Annotated in this window: 12 protein-coding genes; 9 read left to right on the top strand and 3 right to left on the bottom strand. The window is 62.6% G+C overall.

Going from position 1 to position 16,703, the window contains the following annotated elements:
* Positions 1 to 27 precede the first annotated feature (27 nt).
* A complete protein-coding gene (gene desA / locus ISX93_RS00365; protein WP_195776708.1) occupies positions 28 to 1,215 on the bottom strand; it encodes a delta-9 fatty acid desaturase DesA in 1,188 nt (395 codons plus the stop codon).
* Between the two features lie 329 nt (positions 1,216 to 1,544).
* Here desA and ISX93_RS00360 point away from each other — a divergent pair, with 329 nt between their 5' ends.
* On the top strand, positions 1,545 to 4,466 hold the full coding sequence (locus ISX93_RS00360) for an EAL domain-containing protein (RefSeq protein ID WP_195776707.1): 2,922 nt from the start codon (positions 1,545 to 1,547) through the stop codon (positions 4,464 to 4,466).
* A gap of 74 nt (positions 4,467 to 4,540) precedes the next feature.
* Here ISX93_RS00360 and ISX93_RS00355 read toward each other — a convergent pair whose 3' ends face one another.
* Entirely contained in the window at positions 4,541 to 5,518 is a 978-nt protein-coding gene (locus tag ISX93_RS00355) for a serine/threonine protein kinase (RefSeq protein WP_195776706.1), read from the bottom strand.
* A gap of 43 nt (positions 5,519 to 5,561) precedes the next feature.
* Positions 5,562 to 6,296: a ComF family protein gene (locus tag ISX93_RS00350; protein WP_195776705.1), complete on the bottom strand. Its 735-nt coding sequence runs from the start codon at positions 6,294 to 6,296 to the stop codon at positions 5,562 to 5,564.
* A 222-nt stretch (positions 6,297 to 6,518) separates the two neighbouring features.
* On the opposite strand from ISX93_RS00350, the gene bioB reads away from it, so the two are divergent.
* The 8 genes from bioB (at position 6,519) to ISX93_RS00310 (ending at position 16,627) form a co-directional block, all read left to right on the top strand.
* The gene (bioB, locus tag ISX93_RS00345) at positions 6,519 to 7,574 is read left to right on the top strand and encodes a biotin synthase BioB (RefSeq protein ID WP_195776704.1); all 1,056 of its coding nucleotides are present in this window, start codon (positions 6,519 to 6,521) and stop codon (positions 7,572 to 7,574) included.
* A 92-nt stretch (positions 7,575 to 7,666) separates the two neighbouring features.
* Complete coding sequence (bioF, locus tag ISX93_RS00340; protein WP_195776703.1) at positions 7,667 to 8,845, top strand: 8-amino-7-oxononanoate synthase; 1,179 nt, start codon at positions 7,667 to 7,669, stop codon at positions 8,843 to 8,845.
* On the top strand, positions 8,838 to 9,569 hold the full coding sequence (locus tag ISX93_RS00335; RefSeq protein WP_195776702.1) for an alpha/beta fold hydrolase: 732 nt from the start codon (positions 8,838 to 8,840) through the stop codon (positions 9,567 to 9,569). Before bioF ends, ISX93_RS00335 begins: the two co-directional genes overlap by 8 nt.
* Positions 9,562 to 10,371 carry a malonyl-ACP O-methyltransferase BioC gene (gene bioC / locus ISX93_RS00330; protein ID WP_195776701.1) on the top strand — a complete coding sequence of 270 codons (810 nt, stop codon included), beginning with the start codon at positions 9,562 to 9,564 and terminating at the stop codon, positions 10,369 to 10,371. The genes ISX93_RS00335 and bioC overlap by 8 nt, the downstream gene beginning before the upstream one ends.
* Positions 10,372 to 10,373: 2 nt before the next feature.
* Complete coding sequence (bioD, locus tag ISX93_RS00325) at positions 10,374 to 11,063, top strand: dethiobiotin synthase (RefSeq protein ID WP_195776700.1); 690 nt, start codon at positions 10,374 to 10,376, stop codon at positions 11,061 to 11,063.
* Between the two features lie 399 nt (positions 11,064 to 11,462).
* On the top strand, positions 11,463 to 13,268 hold the full coding sequence (locus ISX93_RS00320) for a phenylacyl-CoA dehydrogenase (RefSeq protein ID WP_195776699.1): 1,806 nt from the start codon (positions 11,463 to 11,465) through the stop codon (positions 13,266 to 13,268).
* A gap of 162 nt (positions 13,269 to 13,430) precedes the next feature.
* Entirely contained in the window at positions 13,431 to 14,720 is a 1,290-nt protein-coding gene (locus ISX93_RS00315) for a GGDEF domain-containing protein (RefSeq protein ID WP_229731957.1), read from the top strand.
* Positions 14,721 to 14,848: 128 nt separating this feature from the next.
* Positions 14,849 to 16,627: an acyl-CoA dehydrogenase C-terminal domain-containing protein gene (locus ISX93_RS00310; protein ID WP_195776698.1), complete on the top strand. Its 1,779-nt coding sequence runs from the start codon at positions 14,849 to 14,851 to the stop codon at positions 16,625 to 16,627.
* The last annotated feature ends 76 nt before the right edge of the window (positions 16,628 to 16,703 follow it).

Below are 16,703 nucleotides of genomic sequence, written 5' to 3'. Positions count from 1 at the left end.
GGCTGGTTGCTCAGCCAGGGGCGCAGATCAGCGTGCGCCGGCCGGTCGCAGCGAGTAGCTTTGCAGCTGCAGCGCAAACTCGCGCAATGACTGGATGCCGCTGGCCTCGGCCTCATGTACCCACTCGCTGATCGCCGCCAGCATGTCGTGGCCATTGGCACTGGTCCTGACCCAGATCTGCTGCAGGGCCAGGCGCTTCTCGTAGATCACCCTGAGTGCCTGGCTCTGCGCCAGCATGGCGGCAATCCGCGCCTCATGCTGCTCACTGAGCAGGCTGGTTTCGCGGGCCAGCAGGCGCTTGGCGCGGCGGAACAGGTGACGCACCGAGTCGTCGGCCTTGGCCAGTTCCTGCTTGACCAGCGGGCCGATCACCAGCTTGCGGTACTGCGCCATGATCTGGAAACGGTTGTTCAAAATGGCGATCGCCGTGTCCATGTCCAGGTGCTGCTTGCCGGCCACGCGATGCGCGATCGGCGCCACACGCTGGACCTTGGCCAGGCGCAGGAAGCTGAACAGCTGGATCCACGCCCAGCCCAGGTCGAACTCCCACTTCTTCACCGACAGTTTCGCCGAGTTCGGGTAGGTGTGGTGGTTGTTGTGCAGCTCCTCGCCGCCGATCAGGATGCCCCAGGGCGACAGGTTGGTCGCGGCGTCACGGCACTCGAAGTTGCGGTAGCCGATTGCGTGGCCAAGGCCGTTGACCACACCCGCGGCCCACACCGGAATCCACATCATCTGCACCGCCCAGACGGTCATGCCGAGCACACCGAACAGGGCCAGGTCGAGCAGCGCCATGATTGCGATGCCGCCGATCGGGAAGCGCGAGTAGAGGTTGCGCTCGATCCAGTCTTCCGGGCAGTTCTTGCCATAGATGCGCAGGGTTTCCGGGTTCTCCGCCTCGGCCCGGTACAGCTCTGCGCCGGTCAGCAGTACCGTGCGCAGCCCTTTGATCACCGGGCTGTGCGGGTCGTCGACGGTTTCGCACTTGGCGTGGTGCTTGCGGTGGATGGCCGTCCACTCGCGGGTGTTCTGCGCCGTGGTCAGCCATAGCCAGAAACGGAAGAAGTGCTGCAGGGCAGGGTGCAGGTCCAGCGCACGGTGCGCGGAAAACCGGTGCAGATAGACCGTCACGCTGACAATGGTGATATGCGTCAGCACCAGCGTCACCGCTACCAGTTGCCAGGCGGACAGGTCGAGAAGGCCGTAGTACCACATAAGGAGAGTTACCTCGAAAACACCAACAAGTGAACACTTGTACACATTGTCCCGCAGGTCGGGAAAAAATGCATCTTCTCCTGTCGGCGGCTCAGTCGAACCGGGCAGGGCTTCTGTCACTCAAGGTCAACGCCAGTTAAAAGTCGACAACTGTCCCGGCAGATAATTCAGCGCAGGGCGGTGATTTGCCCATTCGCCGCAGGGCAGCCTGACTTTCCACGCAATAAGCGCACAATCTGCTTGGCAGTCTGGGCTAGACTGTCAGAAAAAAGCATACGAGCCCGGCACTTCACGGACTGCCTAGCAACTATTTTTCAGGACTCGACCCGATGGCGCTTTCCCTTCGCTGGCTGCTAGGCCTGGTGTGCTGGTTGGCACTGTCTGCGCAAATGGCCCATGCGAGCTTGCCGCTGACTGCCTTGAGCCAGGCGCAAGCGGAGGAAATCAGCGAAATTGCAGTGCTGCGCCTGCTGGAGGACAAAGACAGCGCACTGCAGATTCGTACGGCCTTGCCGCTGCTGAAGGACGCTGGCGAAACAGTGCATGGCCGGACCTCGCTGGGGTACAGCAGCAGCACGTACTGGGCGGGCTTCAGCCTAAGCGGGCCATCCGGCAGCCAGTTCCTGCTGGAGTTGGGCAACCCGTTTATCGACGAAATTGAAATGTGGGTCTATATCGAGGGTCAACTGGCCTTGTATCGCGCTACTGGCGACCTGCATGCATTTTCCGCTCGCGCCGAACCCTTCCCTGCCTTTCTGCTGCCATTGCCCACGCTGGGACGCGCTTCCACCCAGGATATCGTCCTGCGGATACACAGCAGCTCGAACCTCAGCCTGCCGCTCAGGCTGGTACCGGAGAGCGCCAAGGCCAACCTGATAGCGGCTGGTTGGACGCAAAGCGGACTGATTTTCGGCGCCTTGCTGATTATCGGGCTGTTCCATCTGGCCAAGTTCACGGTGCTGCGCGAGCGCCAACTGGGTTACTACACCATCAGCGTGCTTCTGGTGTCCTGGTACTACGCCAGCATCAGCGGCCTGACCAGCCTGCTGCTGTGGCCGGACCTGCCACTGGCCCAGCCGATCGAGACCAACCTGACCGGAGGGCTGACGCTGTGCTTCAGCACCCTGTTCATTCTCAGTACGCTGAATTTGCAGCAACGCTGGATCAGCAATCTGCGCAACCTGCTGTTCTGCCTGATTCTCGTAATTGAAATGCTGGTACTGCTGGACCTCAGCGACCACCGCTGGGCCCGTCTGTCCACCCTGATGACCCTGGTGGCTGGCATATTCCAGTTAGGCGTCTCGCTGTATGCGCTAAGGCTCAAGCGCCAATATTCAAAGGAAGTGATCCTGATCTGGTCGGCAGTCCTGCTGGTCATGCTGTTGCTGCCTCTGGTGCGCACCGGCGTGTTGCCACGCCATCCGCTGCTGCTGGCGCTGACCAATTATCTGCCGGTCATCAGTGTGTTCCTGTTCGGCCTGCTCAATGGCCGTCAGCTGGAGAATGTGCGCAAGCAGCTGATCAGCAGCCAGACCGAGGCTATTGACAACCTGGAGCAGTACCGCGCGCTGTTCAAGAATGCTTCGGAAGGTATTTTCCGCAGCACCCCCGCAGGCAATCTGCTGGAAGCCAACCCGAGCATGATGCGCATGCTCGGCTTGCACCAGAGCGACCTGCGCAGCCTGCGGCGCAATTCGCTGGCCGCCATGCTCAAGCCCGGGGAGTGGGCGGCGCTGGTCGCGCAGTTGAGCGTCCAGCGCCCGCACGCCAGTGGCGAATTCCAGCTGCGCGGCCTGGACGGCGCGACCCACTGGGTGCATCTGTCACTGCACATACAGTCCGGGCAGGACAATGTCGAAGGCGTGGTGGTGGATTTCAGTGAACGCCGGCAGCTGGAGCAGGAACTCTCCAGGCTGGCCGCACATGATCCGCTGACCGGCCTGCTCAATCGTCGCGAACTGGAGCGGCAACTGCAGGAAAGCATCGATGGTAGCGGGGGGCGGTTTGCCTATCTGCTCTACCTCGACCTCGACCAGTTCAAGCAGGTCAATGACCTGTGCGGGCATACCGCCGGCGACCTGCTGCTGCGGCAGCTGTCCAGCAGCATGCAGGCGCAGTTGCCGGCGCATGCGGTGCTGGCGCGGATCGGTGGGGATGAATTTGCCATCCTGCTCGGCGAAAGCGACCTGTCGGCGGCCATCCGGCAGGCTGAAGTGCTGCGCAACGGCGTCGAGCAGTTTGTCTTCAGCTGGGAGGGACGACCTTTCCGTCTGTTTGTCAGCATCGGTCTGCTTGAGCTGAATGACAACGTCAGCGACTGGCAGACCGCCCTCAGCTGGGCCGACAGCGCCAGCCAACTGGCCAAGCATCACGGTCGCAATCGGGTGCACTGCTTCAACCCCGAGGACCGGGTTCTGCTCGAGAACCAGCGTCAGCTGCAATGGATTTCCCGTCTGCGCGAGGCCATCGAGCTGAATCAGTTCGAGTTGTTCTTCCAGCCGGTGCTATCGCTGCAGCAGCAGGAGCCTGGTTGGCACTATGAGGTGCTGTTGCGTTATCGCGATCCGCGCACCCATGAATGGATTGCCCCCGGACAATTTCTGGTGGCCGCCGAACGCTACGGGTTTCTGGTGGCCATCGATCGCTGGGTATTGATGCGGTTGTGCCAGTGGCTGGCGGAAAATCCGAAGCACCGCGCCCAGTTGGGGCAGGTCAATATCAACCTGACCGCCCCTTCGCTGCTCGATCAGGGTTTCCATGACCTGCTTGGCCAGTTGCTCGACCAGCATCAGTTACCAGCGCAAAAGATCTGTATCGAAGTTACGGAAATGGTCGCCCTCGGCGAGTTGGGCGCCTCTGCGGAGTGGATCGCCGGGCTGCGCGCCCGCGGCCTGAAAGTGGCCCTCGATGACTTTGGCAGCGGCTTTGCGTCCTACGCCTATCTGCGCAAGCTGCCGCTGGACCTGCTGAAAATCGACGGAGCGTTCATCAACAACATCGAGAACGACCCGATCAATCAGGCCATGGTCCGCTCGATGGTGCAGATTGCCCGCAAGCTTGGCCTGCGGACCGTGGCCGAATTTGTCGAGAACCAGGCCAGCCTCGATTGCCTGAAGCAATTGGGCATCGATTACGCCCAGGGCTATTTCATTGGCCGGCCGCAACCGCTGGAGCAACTGGCCGATCTGCCGCTGGAGAGTCTGCCGGAGAATGTCGCCGACCTGCTGCTGAGTGGTCCGAAAGCGTCCTAGCGCCTAGGCCTCAGTTTTAGTCGCGGTGGTCGGGCAAGGCCGAGAAACGCGACCGCTCCACCCGGGGCAGGCGCCTAGAACAGGCGCAATGGCTCTTCGTCCAGCGCTGCCAGCTGTTCGCGCAGGATCAGGATCTGCTCGCCCCAGTAGCGCTCGCTGCCGAACCAGGGAAAGCTCATGGGAAAGGCCGGGTCATCCCAGCGCCGTGCCAGCCAGGCGCTGTAGTGGATCAGGCGCAGGCTGCGCAGGCCTTCGAGGAGCGGCAGTTCGCGGCTGTCGAAGTCGTGGAATTCCTGGTAACCGTCAATCAGTTCGGCCAGCTGGCTGAGCCGTTCGTGCCGTTCGCCACCCCCGATCATCATCCACAGGTCCTGCAGGGCCGGTCCCATGCGGCAGTCGTCGAGATCGACGATATGGAAACTGTCATCACGGCACAGCAGGTTGCCCGGGTGGCAGTCACCGTGCAGGCGAATCGAGGTGTAGCGCACGCGGGCGAACAGCTCGTCGAGGCGCTTGAGCAGGTCGCGCGCCACCGACTCGTAGGCGGGCAGCAGGCTGCGCGGAATGAAGTTGCCGTCCAGCAGGGTGGCCAGCGAAGCGTGCCCGAAATTGGCCACGGTCAGGCTTTCGCGGTGCAGGAACGGCTTGGTCGCACCGACCCCGTGCAGGCGGCCGAGCAGCTGGCCGAGGCGGTACAGCTGCTCCAGGTTGCCCGGCTCCGGTGCGCGGCCACCGCGCCGCGGGAACAGGGCGAAGCGGAAACTGGCGTGCGTGAACAGGGTCTCGCCGTCGCGCATGAGTGGCGCCACCACCGGAATGTCGCATTCGGCCAGTTCGGCGCTGAAGGCATGTTCCTCGCGGATTGCCGCATCGCTCCAGCGATCCGGGCGATAGAACTTGGCAATCAACGGCGTCGCGTCCTCGATGCCGACCTGGTACACGCGGTTTTCGTAGCTGTTGAGGGCCAGCACGCGGGCATCGCTCAGGTAGCCCAGGCTTTCCACGGCATCCAGCACCAGATCGGGGGTCAGGGCGGCAAAGGGGTGGGACATGGGCGTGCTCCGGGCAAGGGGCCGGGAGTGTAACAGGCTGCCGTCAGTCGCCGGGCCGTGGTGTGCGTGCCAGGCAATAGAGGTCGACGCGCGCGGCCCCGGCCTTTATAAGCAGCCGTGCCGCCGCTTCGGCGGTAGCCCCGGTGGTCATGACGTCATCCACCAGTGCCAGGTGCTGGCCGGTTATGCGTGCATGGCCGGCAAGGCCGAATGCCTGGCGCAGATTGCGTTTGCGCGCCGCGGCGTCCAGTTGCTGCTGGGCTGGGGCATCCTGCAGGCGCAGCAGCCAGCTGCTCTCGACCGGGAGCTCGAGTGCCTGCCCCAGCCAGTTGGCCAGCAGTCCGGCCTGGTTGAAGCCACGCTGGCGCAGGCGTCGTTTTGTCAGCGGGACTGGCAGCAGGAAGGCGGGGCGCGGCAGGCCGTGGTCAAAGGCATGCCGCAGGTGCGCGGCCAGCAGTTCAGCGAGCAGTCGTCCCTGCGGCCAGCGCGACTGGTGCTTGAAGCCGGTGATCAGGCTGTCTACGGGGTAGCGATAGCGCCAGGCAGCTTCGACATGCGTAAAAGCGGGTGGTTTGCGCAGGCATTCGCCACAGGCAAGCCCTTCTGCCGCAAGCGGAATGGCACAGATGCGGCAGTGTGGACCAAGCCATGGCAACTCCACTTCGCAGTCGGTGCAGAGCGGCACGGGCGAGTGTGCGGGCTGGGCACACAGCAGGCAGTGTTGGTTGTTATTTAACCACTTGTAAACCGTATTCATCCTGCTGGGTTGACAGCTCATACAGCTTCCCTGACTATGCCGGCCATCCATGTTGCGTCCAGCCTAGCAGGCCGTTGAAAAACTACCTGCGTTGCCGATACGGCGTTGAAAACAGGCTCGAAATGCTCATTTACCACTCGTAAACTGCGCTTTCTCGCCTGTTTTCGCCTTGTCTCGGCTGCCTCGCCAACATTTTTCAACGGCCTGCTAGCAGGCGCTGTCTGTTCCATCCGAGGAGTCGCCATGAGCGCTACCCATTCTCCTTCGCTTCGCCATGACTGGAATCTCGCCGAAGTGCGTGCCCTGTTCGAGCAGCCGTTCAATGACCTGCTGTTCCAGGCGCAGGGCGTGCACCGCCAGCACTTCGATGCCAACCGCGTGCAGGTCTCGACCCTGCTGTCGATCAAGACTGGCGCCTGCCCGGAAGACTGCAAGTACTGTCCACAGTCCGGTCACTACAACACCGGGCTGGATAAAGAGAAGCTGATGGAGGTGCAGAAGGTGCTGGAGGCGGCTGCCGAGGCCAAGGCCATCGGTTCGACCCGGTTCTGCATGGGCGCTGCGTGGAAGCATCCGTCGGCCAAGGACATGCCGTATGTGCTGAAGATGGTTGAAGGGGTCAAGGCCATGGGCCTGGAAACCTGCATGACCCTCGGCAAGCTCGACCAGGAACAGACCCGGGCACTGGCCGAGGCCGGCCTCGACTACTACAACCACAATCTGGATACCTCGCCGGAGTTCTACGGCAATATCATCACCACCCGCACCTACAGCGAGCGTCTGCAGACCCTGGGCTATGTACGCGAGGCGGGCATGAAGATCTGCTCCGGTGGCATCCTCGGCATGGGCGAGTCGCTGGACGACCGCGCCGGTCTGCTGATCCAGCTGGCCAACTTGCCGGAACATCCGGAGTCGGTGCCGATCAACATGCTGGTCAAGGTCAAGGGCACGCCGTTGGCCGAGGAGCAGGATGTCGATCCGTTCGACTTTATCCGCATGCTCGCGGTGGCGCGGATCATGATGCCGAAGTCCCACGTGCGCCTCTCCGCCGGCCGCGAGCAGATGAACGAGCAGATGCAGGCCCTGGCCTTCCTGGCCGGCGCCAACTCGATCTTCTACGGCGAGAAACTGCTGACCACCGCCAATCCGCAGGCGGACAAGGACATGCAGCTGTTTGCCCGGCTCGGCATCAAGCCCGAGGAGCGCGAGGAGCACGCCGACGAGGTGCATCAGGCGGCGATCGAGCAGGCCCTGCTCGAGCAACGCGATTCCAAGCTGTTCTACAACGCCGCGGTCTGAAACCAGTTGGTGGATGAGCTTTGCGTCATCCACCCTACGCCAGCCTTATGTAGGGTGGATAACCCGCTTGCGGTTATCCACCGGATTTTGCCATGAGCTTTGATCTCGCCTCCCGCCTCGCCGAACGCCACGCCGCCCACCTGTTTCGCCTGCGGCCCTTGCTGGAAAGCCCGCAGGGGCCGGAGGTGGTGGTCGACGGCAAACCGTTGCTGGCCTTCTGTTCCAACGACTACCTGGGCCTGGCGAGTCACCCCGAGGTGATCCGCGCACTGCAGCAGGGTGCGGACAGGTGGGGCGTTGGCGGTGGCGCCTCGCACCTGGTGATCGGCCACAGCACGCCGCACCACGCGCTGGAGGAGGCCCTGGCCGAGTTCACCGGGCGGCCGCGCGCGTTGCTGTTTTCCACCGGCTACATGGCCAACCTGGCAGCTGTGACCGCGCTGGTCGGGCAGGGCGATACGGTGCTGGAAGACCGCATCAACCATGCCTCGCTGCTGGATGCCGGCCTGCTCAGCGGCGCGCGCTTCTCGCGCTACCTGCACAACGATGCGCGCAGCCTGGCCAGCCGGCTGGACAAGGCCAGCGGTAATACCCTGGTGGTCACTGACGGCGTGTTCAGCATGGACGGTGATCTGGCCGACCTGCCGGCGCTGTGTGCTGCCGCGAGGCAGAAAGACGCCTGGATGATGGTCGATGACGCCCATGGCTTCGGCCCGCTGGGAGCCAGCGGCGGCGGCATCGTCGAGCACTTCGGCCTGGGCCTGGATGATGTGCAGGTGCTGGTTGGCACCCTGGGCAAGGGTTTCGGCACGGCGGGCGCCTTCGTTGCCGGTAGCGAGGAGCTGATCGAGACACTGATCCAGTTCGCCCGGCCCTATATCTATACCACCAGCCAGCCGCCGGCCCTGGCCTGTGCCACCCTGAAAAGCCTCGAGCTGCTGCGCCGCGAAGGCTGGCGCCGCGAGCATCTGCAGCGGTTGATCGCACGTTTCCGCCAGGGCGCCAGCGAGATCGGCCTGCAGTTGCTGGACAGCCCGACACCGATCCAGCCGATCCTGATCGGCGACAGCCAGCGGGCCATGCAGCTGTCCGCCCTGCTCAGGCAGCGCGGAATCCTGGTGGGTGCGATTCGTCCGCCAACGGTGCCGGCCGGCAGTGCGCGCCTGCGCGTGACGCTGTCCGCGGCGCACAGTGAGGCGCAGCTTGAGCGCCTGTTGCAGGCGCTGGCCGAATGCTGGCCATTGCTTGCGCCCGAGGTGAATGATGCGTGATCGGCTGATCCTGCTTCCGGGCTGGGGGCTCGGCAGTGCGCCGCTGGAACCGCTGGCGGCAGCCCTGCAAGGCTTGAATGAGCGCCTGCACGTGCACGTTGAAGCACTGCCCGCGCTTGCCAGTGCGGATCCGGATGAGTGGCTGGAAGAGCTGGATACCAGCCTGCCGCAGGATTGCTGGCTGGGCGGCTGGTCGCTCGGGGGCATGCTGGCCGCCAGCCTCGCGGCGCGCCGCGGCGAGCATTGCTGCGGGCTGGTCACGCTGGCCAGCAATGCCTGTTTCGTCGCCCGGGCCGACTGGCCAGAGGCTATGCCGGCGGCCACCTTCGCGGCTTTCCGTCAAGGCTGTCAGGCCGATGCGGGATCGACCCTGAAACGCTTTGCCTTGCTCTGCGCGCAGGGCGCGGGCGAACCACGCGCCTTGGGGCGCCTGCTGGCCGCCAGCGCACCCATGCCGCGCGCGGAGTTCCTGCTGGCCGGGCTGGACCTGCTGGCGGCACTGGATACGCGCCAGGCCCTGCAGCAGTTTCGCGGACCGCAGTTGCACCTGCTGGCGGCTGACGATGCACTGGTGCCGGAGACCGTGAGCAGTGCATTGCTGGGCTTGCAGCCGGATATCGAAGTGGGCGTGCTGGCGTCGGCCGGCCACGCGTTTGTACTGGAGCGCCCGCATGAAGTGGCGGCGGCCATCCAGGCGTTTCTCAGCGAGGCCAAGGATGACTGACCTGCTGCAGACACCGCAGAACTTGCTACCGGACAAGCGCCAGGTGGCGGCGTCCTTTTCCCGTGCGGCGGGTAGCTACGACGCGGTGGCTGCCTTGCAGCGCAAGGTCGGCCAGCAACTGCTCGACAGTTTGCCGGCACATTGCGCGCCGCAGCGCTGGCTCGACCTGGGCTGTGGCACCGGTTATTTCAGTCGCGCCCTGGCCAGCCGTTTTCCGCAGGCGAGTGGCAGTGCGCTGGATATCGCCGAAGGCATGCTCGTGCATGCCCGGAAGCTGGGCGGCGCGGTGCATTTCATCGGTGGCGATGCGGAGCGCCTGCCGTTGCGTTCGGCCAGTCAGCAGCTGATTTTCAGTAGCCTGGCGCTGCAGTGGTGCGGCGATTTTGCCGCGGTGCTCGGCGAGGCGCGGCGCGTACTCGAGCCTGGCGGTATCCTGGCGTTCAGCAGCCTGTGCGTGGGTACCCTGCAGGAGTTGCGCGATAGCTGGCAGGCTGTGGATGGCCTGGTGCACGTCAATCGCTTTCGCCACTTCGAGGATTACCAGCGGCTGTGCGCAGCCAGTGGTCTGCAAATCCTGCAGTTGCAGCGACGTGCCGAGCTGCTGCACTTCACCGACCTGCGCCAGCTCACCGGTGAGCTCAAGGCCTTGGGTGCGCACAACCTGAATCCGGGACGCCCCGGCGGGCTTACCGGCCGCGCCCGCATCCGCGCGCTGGTGGATGCCTACGAAGGCTTGCGTGAACAACAGGGGCTGCCGGCGACTTATCAGGTCGTGTATGGCGTCCTGCAGAAGGCGGATTGAACATGCCCAGCGGATTTTTCGTCACGGGGACCGATACCGAGGTTGGCAAGACCACCATTGCCGCGGGCCTGCTGCATGCGGCGCGGCGCGCCGGATTGACGACTGCTGCGGTGAAGCCGGTGGCCTCGGGTTGCGAGGTCAGCGCGCAAGGCCTGCGCAATGCGGATGCCCTGGCTCTGCAGGCCGAATGCTCGATTGCGCTCGACTATGCCCAGGTCAATCCGTTTGCCTTTGCCCCGGCCATTGCGCCACATCTGGCGGCCCGGCAGGCCGGGGTGCTGCTGAGTATTCCGGCACTGCTCGCCCCGATTCGGCAGGTACTGGATCTGCAGGCTGATTTCACCCTGGTGGAGGGCGCTGGCGGCTGGCGGGTGCCGTTGGGCGGCACTGATTCCCTCTCTGATCTGGCGGTTGCGCTGGGCCTGCCGGTGATACTGGTGGTCGGCATTCGCCTGGGGTGCATCAATCATGCCCTGCTCAGCGCCGAGGCAATTGTTGCGGATGGCTTGCAGTTGGCCGGCTGGGTAGCCAATGTGGTCGACCCGCAGGCGTCCTGTCTGGATGAGATCTGCGCCACTCTTGAAGAGCGCTTGCCGGCGCCATGCCTGGGTTATGTGCCGCGACTGGTGCAGGTTAGCGCCGCCGCGGTGGCAGAGCGCCTGACTTTGCAGCCACTCGGCCTTCCGCGCTGAGTTCGGCGCACGCATAGCCCCGCGTAGCCTGGCGATTCGGTTGGGCAGTTCCGGTCTTTGCCCGCTAACGCAAGCTGGCGGTGCGCCAGTCGACGAACGGCAGGCTGCAGCTACACATAAAAACCGCAAGGGAAACCTTCGATATCCCCTGGTTCGGGCCTGCGCAGGCCTCGAATCAACGGGTTATGCATGCTCACGATCCCGCCCCGAGGGTCACGTATCCGCACAGCAGGGTTGCAGGCAGCGCCATGTCGGCGCTTGACAAGGGGGTGGCGTAAACGTATGTTTCAAACGCCTGTTTGATTGCTTGCCGCATTTCGTGCTCAGGCGTTAAACCTACTGACATGCCGACCACGCTGTTGGTCGCCAACCTGCAAACTTCCGCTGAGGTTAACTGCTATGCCTGACTACAAGGCCCCCCTGCGCGATATTCGTTTTGTCCGTGACGAACTGCTTGGTTATGAAGCGCACTATCAGAGCCTCCCGGGCTGCGAAGAGGCTACTCCGGACATGGTTGACGCCATTCTTGAAGAAGGCGCCAAGTTTTGTGAGCAGGTTCTGGCACCGCTGAATCGTGTTGGCGACCTTGAAGGCTGCACCTGGAGCGAGTCCGGTGTTAAAACCCCGACCGGCTTCAAGGAAGCCTACAAGCAGTTCGTCGAAGGCGGCTGGCCAAGCCTGGCGCTGCATGTCGAACATGGCGGCCAGGGCTTGCCCGAGTCGCTCGGCCTGGTCATGAGTGAAATGATCGGCGAAGCCAACTGGTCGTGGGGTATGTACCCCGGGCTGTCGCATGGCTGCATGAATACCCTGATGGCGCACGGTACAGACGAGCAGAAAGCTACCTTCCTGCCCAAGCTGGTGTCCGGCGAGTGGACCGGCACCATGTGCCTTACCGAAGCGCATTGCGGTACCGACCTCGGCATGCTGCGTACCAAGGCAGTGCCGCAGGCGGATGGCACCTACAAGGTTAGCGGCACCAAGATATTCATTTCGGCCGGTGAACATGACATGGCCGACAATATTGTCCATATCGTCCTGGCGCGCCTGCCCGACGCCCCGCAGGGCACACAGGGCATTTCGCTGTTCATCGTTCCCAAGTTCCTGCCGGGTGCTGATGGTGGGATCGGAGTGCGCAACGGTGTCAACTGCGGCTCGATCGAGCACAAGATGGGCATCCACGGCAATGCAACCTGCGTGATGAACTTCGACGAAGCCACGGGTTACCTGATCGGCCAGGCCAACAAAGGCCTGAACTGCATGTTCACCTTCATGAACACTGCCCGCCTGGGTACCGCGCTGCAGGGGATCGCTCATGCCGAACTGGCCTTCCAGGGCGGCCTGAAATACGCCCGCGATCGTTTGCAGATGCGCTCCCTGACCGGCCCCAAGGCGCCGGACAAGGCTGCCGATCCGATCATTGTGCATCCGGACGTGCGCCGCATGCTGCTGACCATGAAAGCCTTTGCCGAGGGCAATCGGGCAATGGCCTTCTTTGCTGCCAAGCAGGTCGACATCGTCAGCTATAGCCAGGACGAAGAAGAGAAGAAATCTGCCGAATCAATGCTGGCGTTCCTGACCCCGATTGCCAAGGCATTCATGACCGAAGTCGGTTTTGAGGCGGCCAACCATGGCGTGCAGATCTACGGCGGGCATGGCTTCATCGCTGAGTGGGGCATGGAGCAGAACGTCCGTGACAGCCGGATTTCCATGCTGTACGAAGGCACTACAGGGATCCAGGCGCTTGACCTGCTGGGGCGCAAGATCCTCATGAGCCAAGGTGCGGCACTCAAGGTGTTTACCAAGATCGTCCACACGTTCTGCAAGGCCAACGCCGAAGTCGAGGCGATCAAGGATCTGGTTGCACCACTGGCCAGTCTGAACAAGGAATGGGGCGACCTGACCATGAAGGTTGGCATGGCTGCCATGAAGGACCGCGAGGAGGTCGGCGCGGCATCGGTGGATTACCTGATGTACTCGGGTTATGTCTGCCTGGCCTACTTCTGGGCGGACATGGCTCGTGTGGCGGCCGAGAAGCTGGCTGCAGGCACTGCCGAGGAAGGCTTCTACAAGGCCAAGCTGCAGACTGCGCGCTTCTATTACGCGCGCATCCTGCCAAGAACCCGCATGCATGCGGAAGCCATGCTGTCAGGTGCCAACAACCTGATGGAGATGGCGGAAGAGGACTTTGCCCTGGGGTATTGATTCCGGGCCGTCCTGGTAATGCAAGCGCCCACCTCTCCGGTGGGCGTTTTGCTTTCGGCATGGCAACTGGCTAGCGTGTCACAAGGGCTCAAATGCTAAGGTGTCATACGGACAGTCGACAGGCACAATGTCGGCTTGCAGGAGAAGCCTGGAGTTAGCTTATTGCAGTTAGCAGATTTGCGTCTCAGTCATTTGCTGCCCTCACTGGGTTTGCTGGTGAGTGGGGTGCTGGCTGTCAGTTTCATGCAGTTGAACGAGTTTTTTGTCTCGCTGTTCAATGTGCTGCCAACCCTGCTGGTGCTGCTGGGAGGTGCCTTCTGTGCCGCCTACGGACGCCAGCGCGAGCTGTTTCTGCTGTTGGTGGTCTATCTGCTGTACTACCAGCTGGATACCCAGATTGATTACTTCGTGCTGCACCAGCAGGCGCGTGAAGATGCCGGACTGGTTTTTCATCTGGGTTCATTGCTGTTGCCGCTGCTGTACGGGCTGTACGCCTTGTGGCAGGAGCGTACCCACCTGTTTCAGGATTTGCTGGCCAGGGCCGCGGTGCTGTTGCTGGTCATTGGCGTGGCAGTTGCGTTGGCCAACCGCTTTCCACAGGGCGTGCAAGCCTGGCTCACCGAAATTCGCTGGCCAGCCCTGCATGCCAGCTGGATGCGCCTGATCCAGCTCGCCTATCCGCTGTTCCTGGCTGTTCTGCTGCTGCTGGCGATTCAATATGTGCACCGGCCGCGGCCTCTGCATGCGGCGCTGTTGCTGGGCTTGGCGGGACTGTTCTGGATGTTGCCAGAGGTGTTCATCCGTGCGCACGCCCTGCATGTCATGAGCAGTCTGGCGATGCTCATGCTGGTTGCGGCGGTAGCCCATGAGGCCTACCAGATGGCCTTTCGCGATGAGCTCACAGGTTTGCCGGGACGTCGCGCACTGAATGAAAGACTGCTGCGCCTGGGCCGCCAGTACGTAATCGCCATGACCGATGTCGATCACTTCAAGCGCTTCAATGATACCTACGGCCATGATGTCGGTGATCAGGTGCTGCGCGTGGTCGCGGCCCAGTTGCGCAAGGTCGGCGGCGGCGGCCGCGCCTATCGTTATGGCGGGGAAGAGTTTGTCGTGGTGTTCCCCGGCAAAACGCTGGATGAATGCTTGCCTCATCTGGAGCTGTTGCGCAAAAGCATCGAAATGTATGTCCTGCAGTTGCGCGACCAGAGCAAGCGACCCAGGGACGATGCGGTAGGCCGGCAGACGCGCAGGCAACAGGGTGGAGGCAGTGTCTCGGTGACCATCAGTATCGGGGCGGCAGAGCGGCATTTGCCGCTGCGGACCGCCGAAGACGTCATCAAGGCCGCTGACAAGGCCCTCTACAGTGCAAAAAATAGCGGGCGAAACTGTGTGCGGGTCGATGGCCAGCGGCGCAGTGGCGCTGTCCGCCTGGCAGAATTTGCCGGGTAGAATTAAAGTCGCGTAGTGACTATCCGGTCGTCAGTGGTCACGAAATGACGATTTATATCTATTGAATTGTCCAGTATGATTCGCGCGTTGAAATGGCCGTTCGGCCGTCATTCTTTTGCGAGGTTCACATGGCAGACTACAAAGCCCCCCTGCGTGACATGCGTTTCGTCCTCAACGAGGTCTTCGAGGTTTCCAAGCTCTGGGCCGAGTTGCCGGGGCTGGCGGAAGTGGTTGATGAAGAGACTGCAGCAGCCATTCTCGAAGAAGCTGGCAAGGTTACTGCCGGAGTGCTGGCGCCGCTGAACCGTACGGGCGATGAAGAGGGTTGCTCCTGGAAGGATGGTGCCGTGAAAACTCCGGCAGGCTTTCCCGAGGCCTACAAGACCTACGCCGAGGGTGGCTGGGTCGGTGTCGGCGGCGATGCGGCCTATGGTGGCATGGGCATGCCCAAGGTCATCGCGGCGCAAGTCGAGGAAATGGTCAATTCGGCCAACCTGTCCTTTGGCCTGTATCCGATGCTGACTGCCGGAGCCTGCCTGTCGCTCAACGCCCACGCCTCGGAAGAGCTGAAAGACAAATACCTGCCGAACATGTATGCCGGCGTATGGGCCGGTTCGATGTGCCTGACCGAGCCGCATTCAGGTTCCGACCTGGGCATCATCCGCACCAAGGCGGAGCCGCAGGCAGATGGCAGCTACAAGGTGTCCGGCACCAAGATCTTCATCACCGGTGGCGAGCACGACCTGACCGAGAACATCATTCACCTGGTGCTGGCCAAGCTGCCTGACGCGCCTGCCGGCCCGAAAGGCATCTCCCTGTTCCTGGTGCCGAAGTTCATGGTCAATGCCGATGGCAGCCTGGGCGAACAGAATGCGGTGTCCTGCGGTTCCATCGAGCATAAGATGGGGATCAAGGCTTCGGCCACCTGCGTGATGAACTTCGACGGTGCGACCGGCTGGATTGTCGATGCGCCGAACAAGGGCCTGGCCGCCATGTTCACCATGATGAACTACGAGCGCCTGGGTGTGGGTATCCAGGGCCTGTCGCTGGGTGAGCGCTCCTACCAGAATGCCGTTGAGTATGCGCGCGACCGTATCCAGGGCCGTGCGCCCACTGGCCCGGTGGCCAAGGACAAGCTCGCCGATCCGATCATCGTGCATCCCGATGTGCGTCGCATGCTGTTGACCATGAAGGCGCTGAACGAGGGCGGTCGCGCATTCTCCAGCTACGTTGCCATGCAGTTGGACACCGCCAAATACAGCGAAGATCCGGCAACGCGCAAGCGCGCGGAAGAGCTGGTTGCCCTGCTGACCCCGGTAGCCAAGGCCTTCCTCACGGATATGGCGCTGGAAGCGACCGTTCATGGCCAGCAGATTTTTGGCGGCCACGGTTTCGTCCGCGAGTGGGGCCAGGAGCAACTGATCCGCGACTGCCGGATCACGCAGATCTACGAAGGCACCAACGGCATCCAGGCACTCGACCTGGTGGCGCGCAAGGTGATTGGCAGTGGCGGTGTTTTCTACAAGCACTTTGCCGATGAAATCCGTGCGTTCACCGATTCCGCTGATGCTTCCCTGGCCGAATTCGTCGAGCCACTGAAGGCGGCCATCGAAAACCTCGAGCAGATGACTGCCGACCTGCTGGCCCGTTCCAAGGTTAATCCGAGCGAAGTGGGTGCTGCTTCGGTAGAGTACCTGCAGGTGTTCGGCTACACCGCCTATGCCTACATGTGGGCACTGATGGCACGCACCGCGCTGGCCAAGCTGGATCAGGACGAGTTCTACGTGAGCAAGCTCGGCACCGCGCGCTTCTACTTTGCCCGCGTGCTGCCACGCATTCATTCGCTGACCGCAGCAGTCAAGGCTGGCAGCGAGTCGCTCTATCTGCTGGATGCGGCACAGTTCTGAGTAGGCTCCAGCCTGCGTCCAGCTGAATCAAAAGCCCGGCAGGCGAGAGCTTGCCGGGCTTTTTGCTGTCTCTAGC

This window comes from Pseudomonas sp. N040, from assembly GCF_015637705.1.
GTDB lineage: Bacteria > Pseudomonadota > Gammaproteobacteria > Pseudomonadales > Pseudomonadaceae > Aquipseudomonas.
The sequence above is the reverse complement of the archived record's forward strand: the minus strand, read 5'-3'. Positions and strand labels throughout refer to the sequence as shown.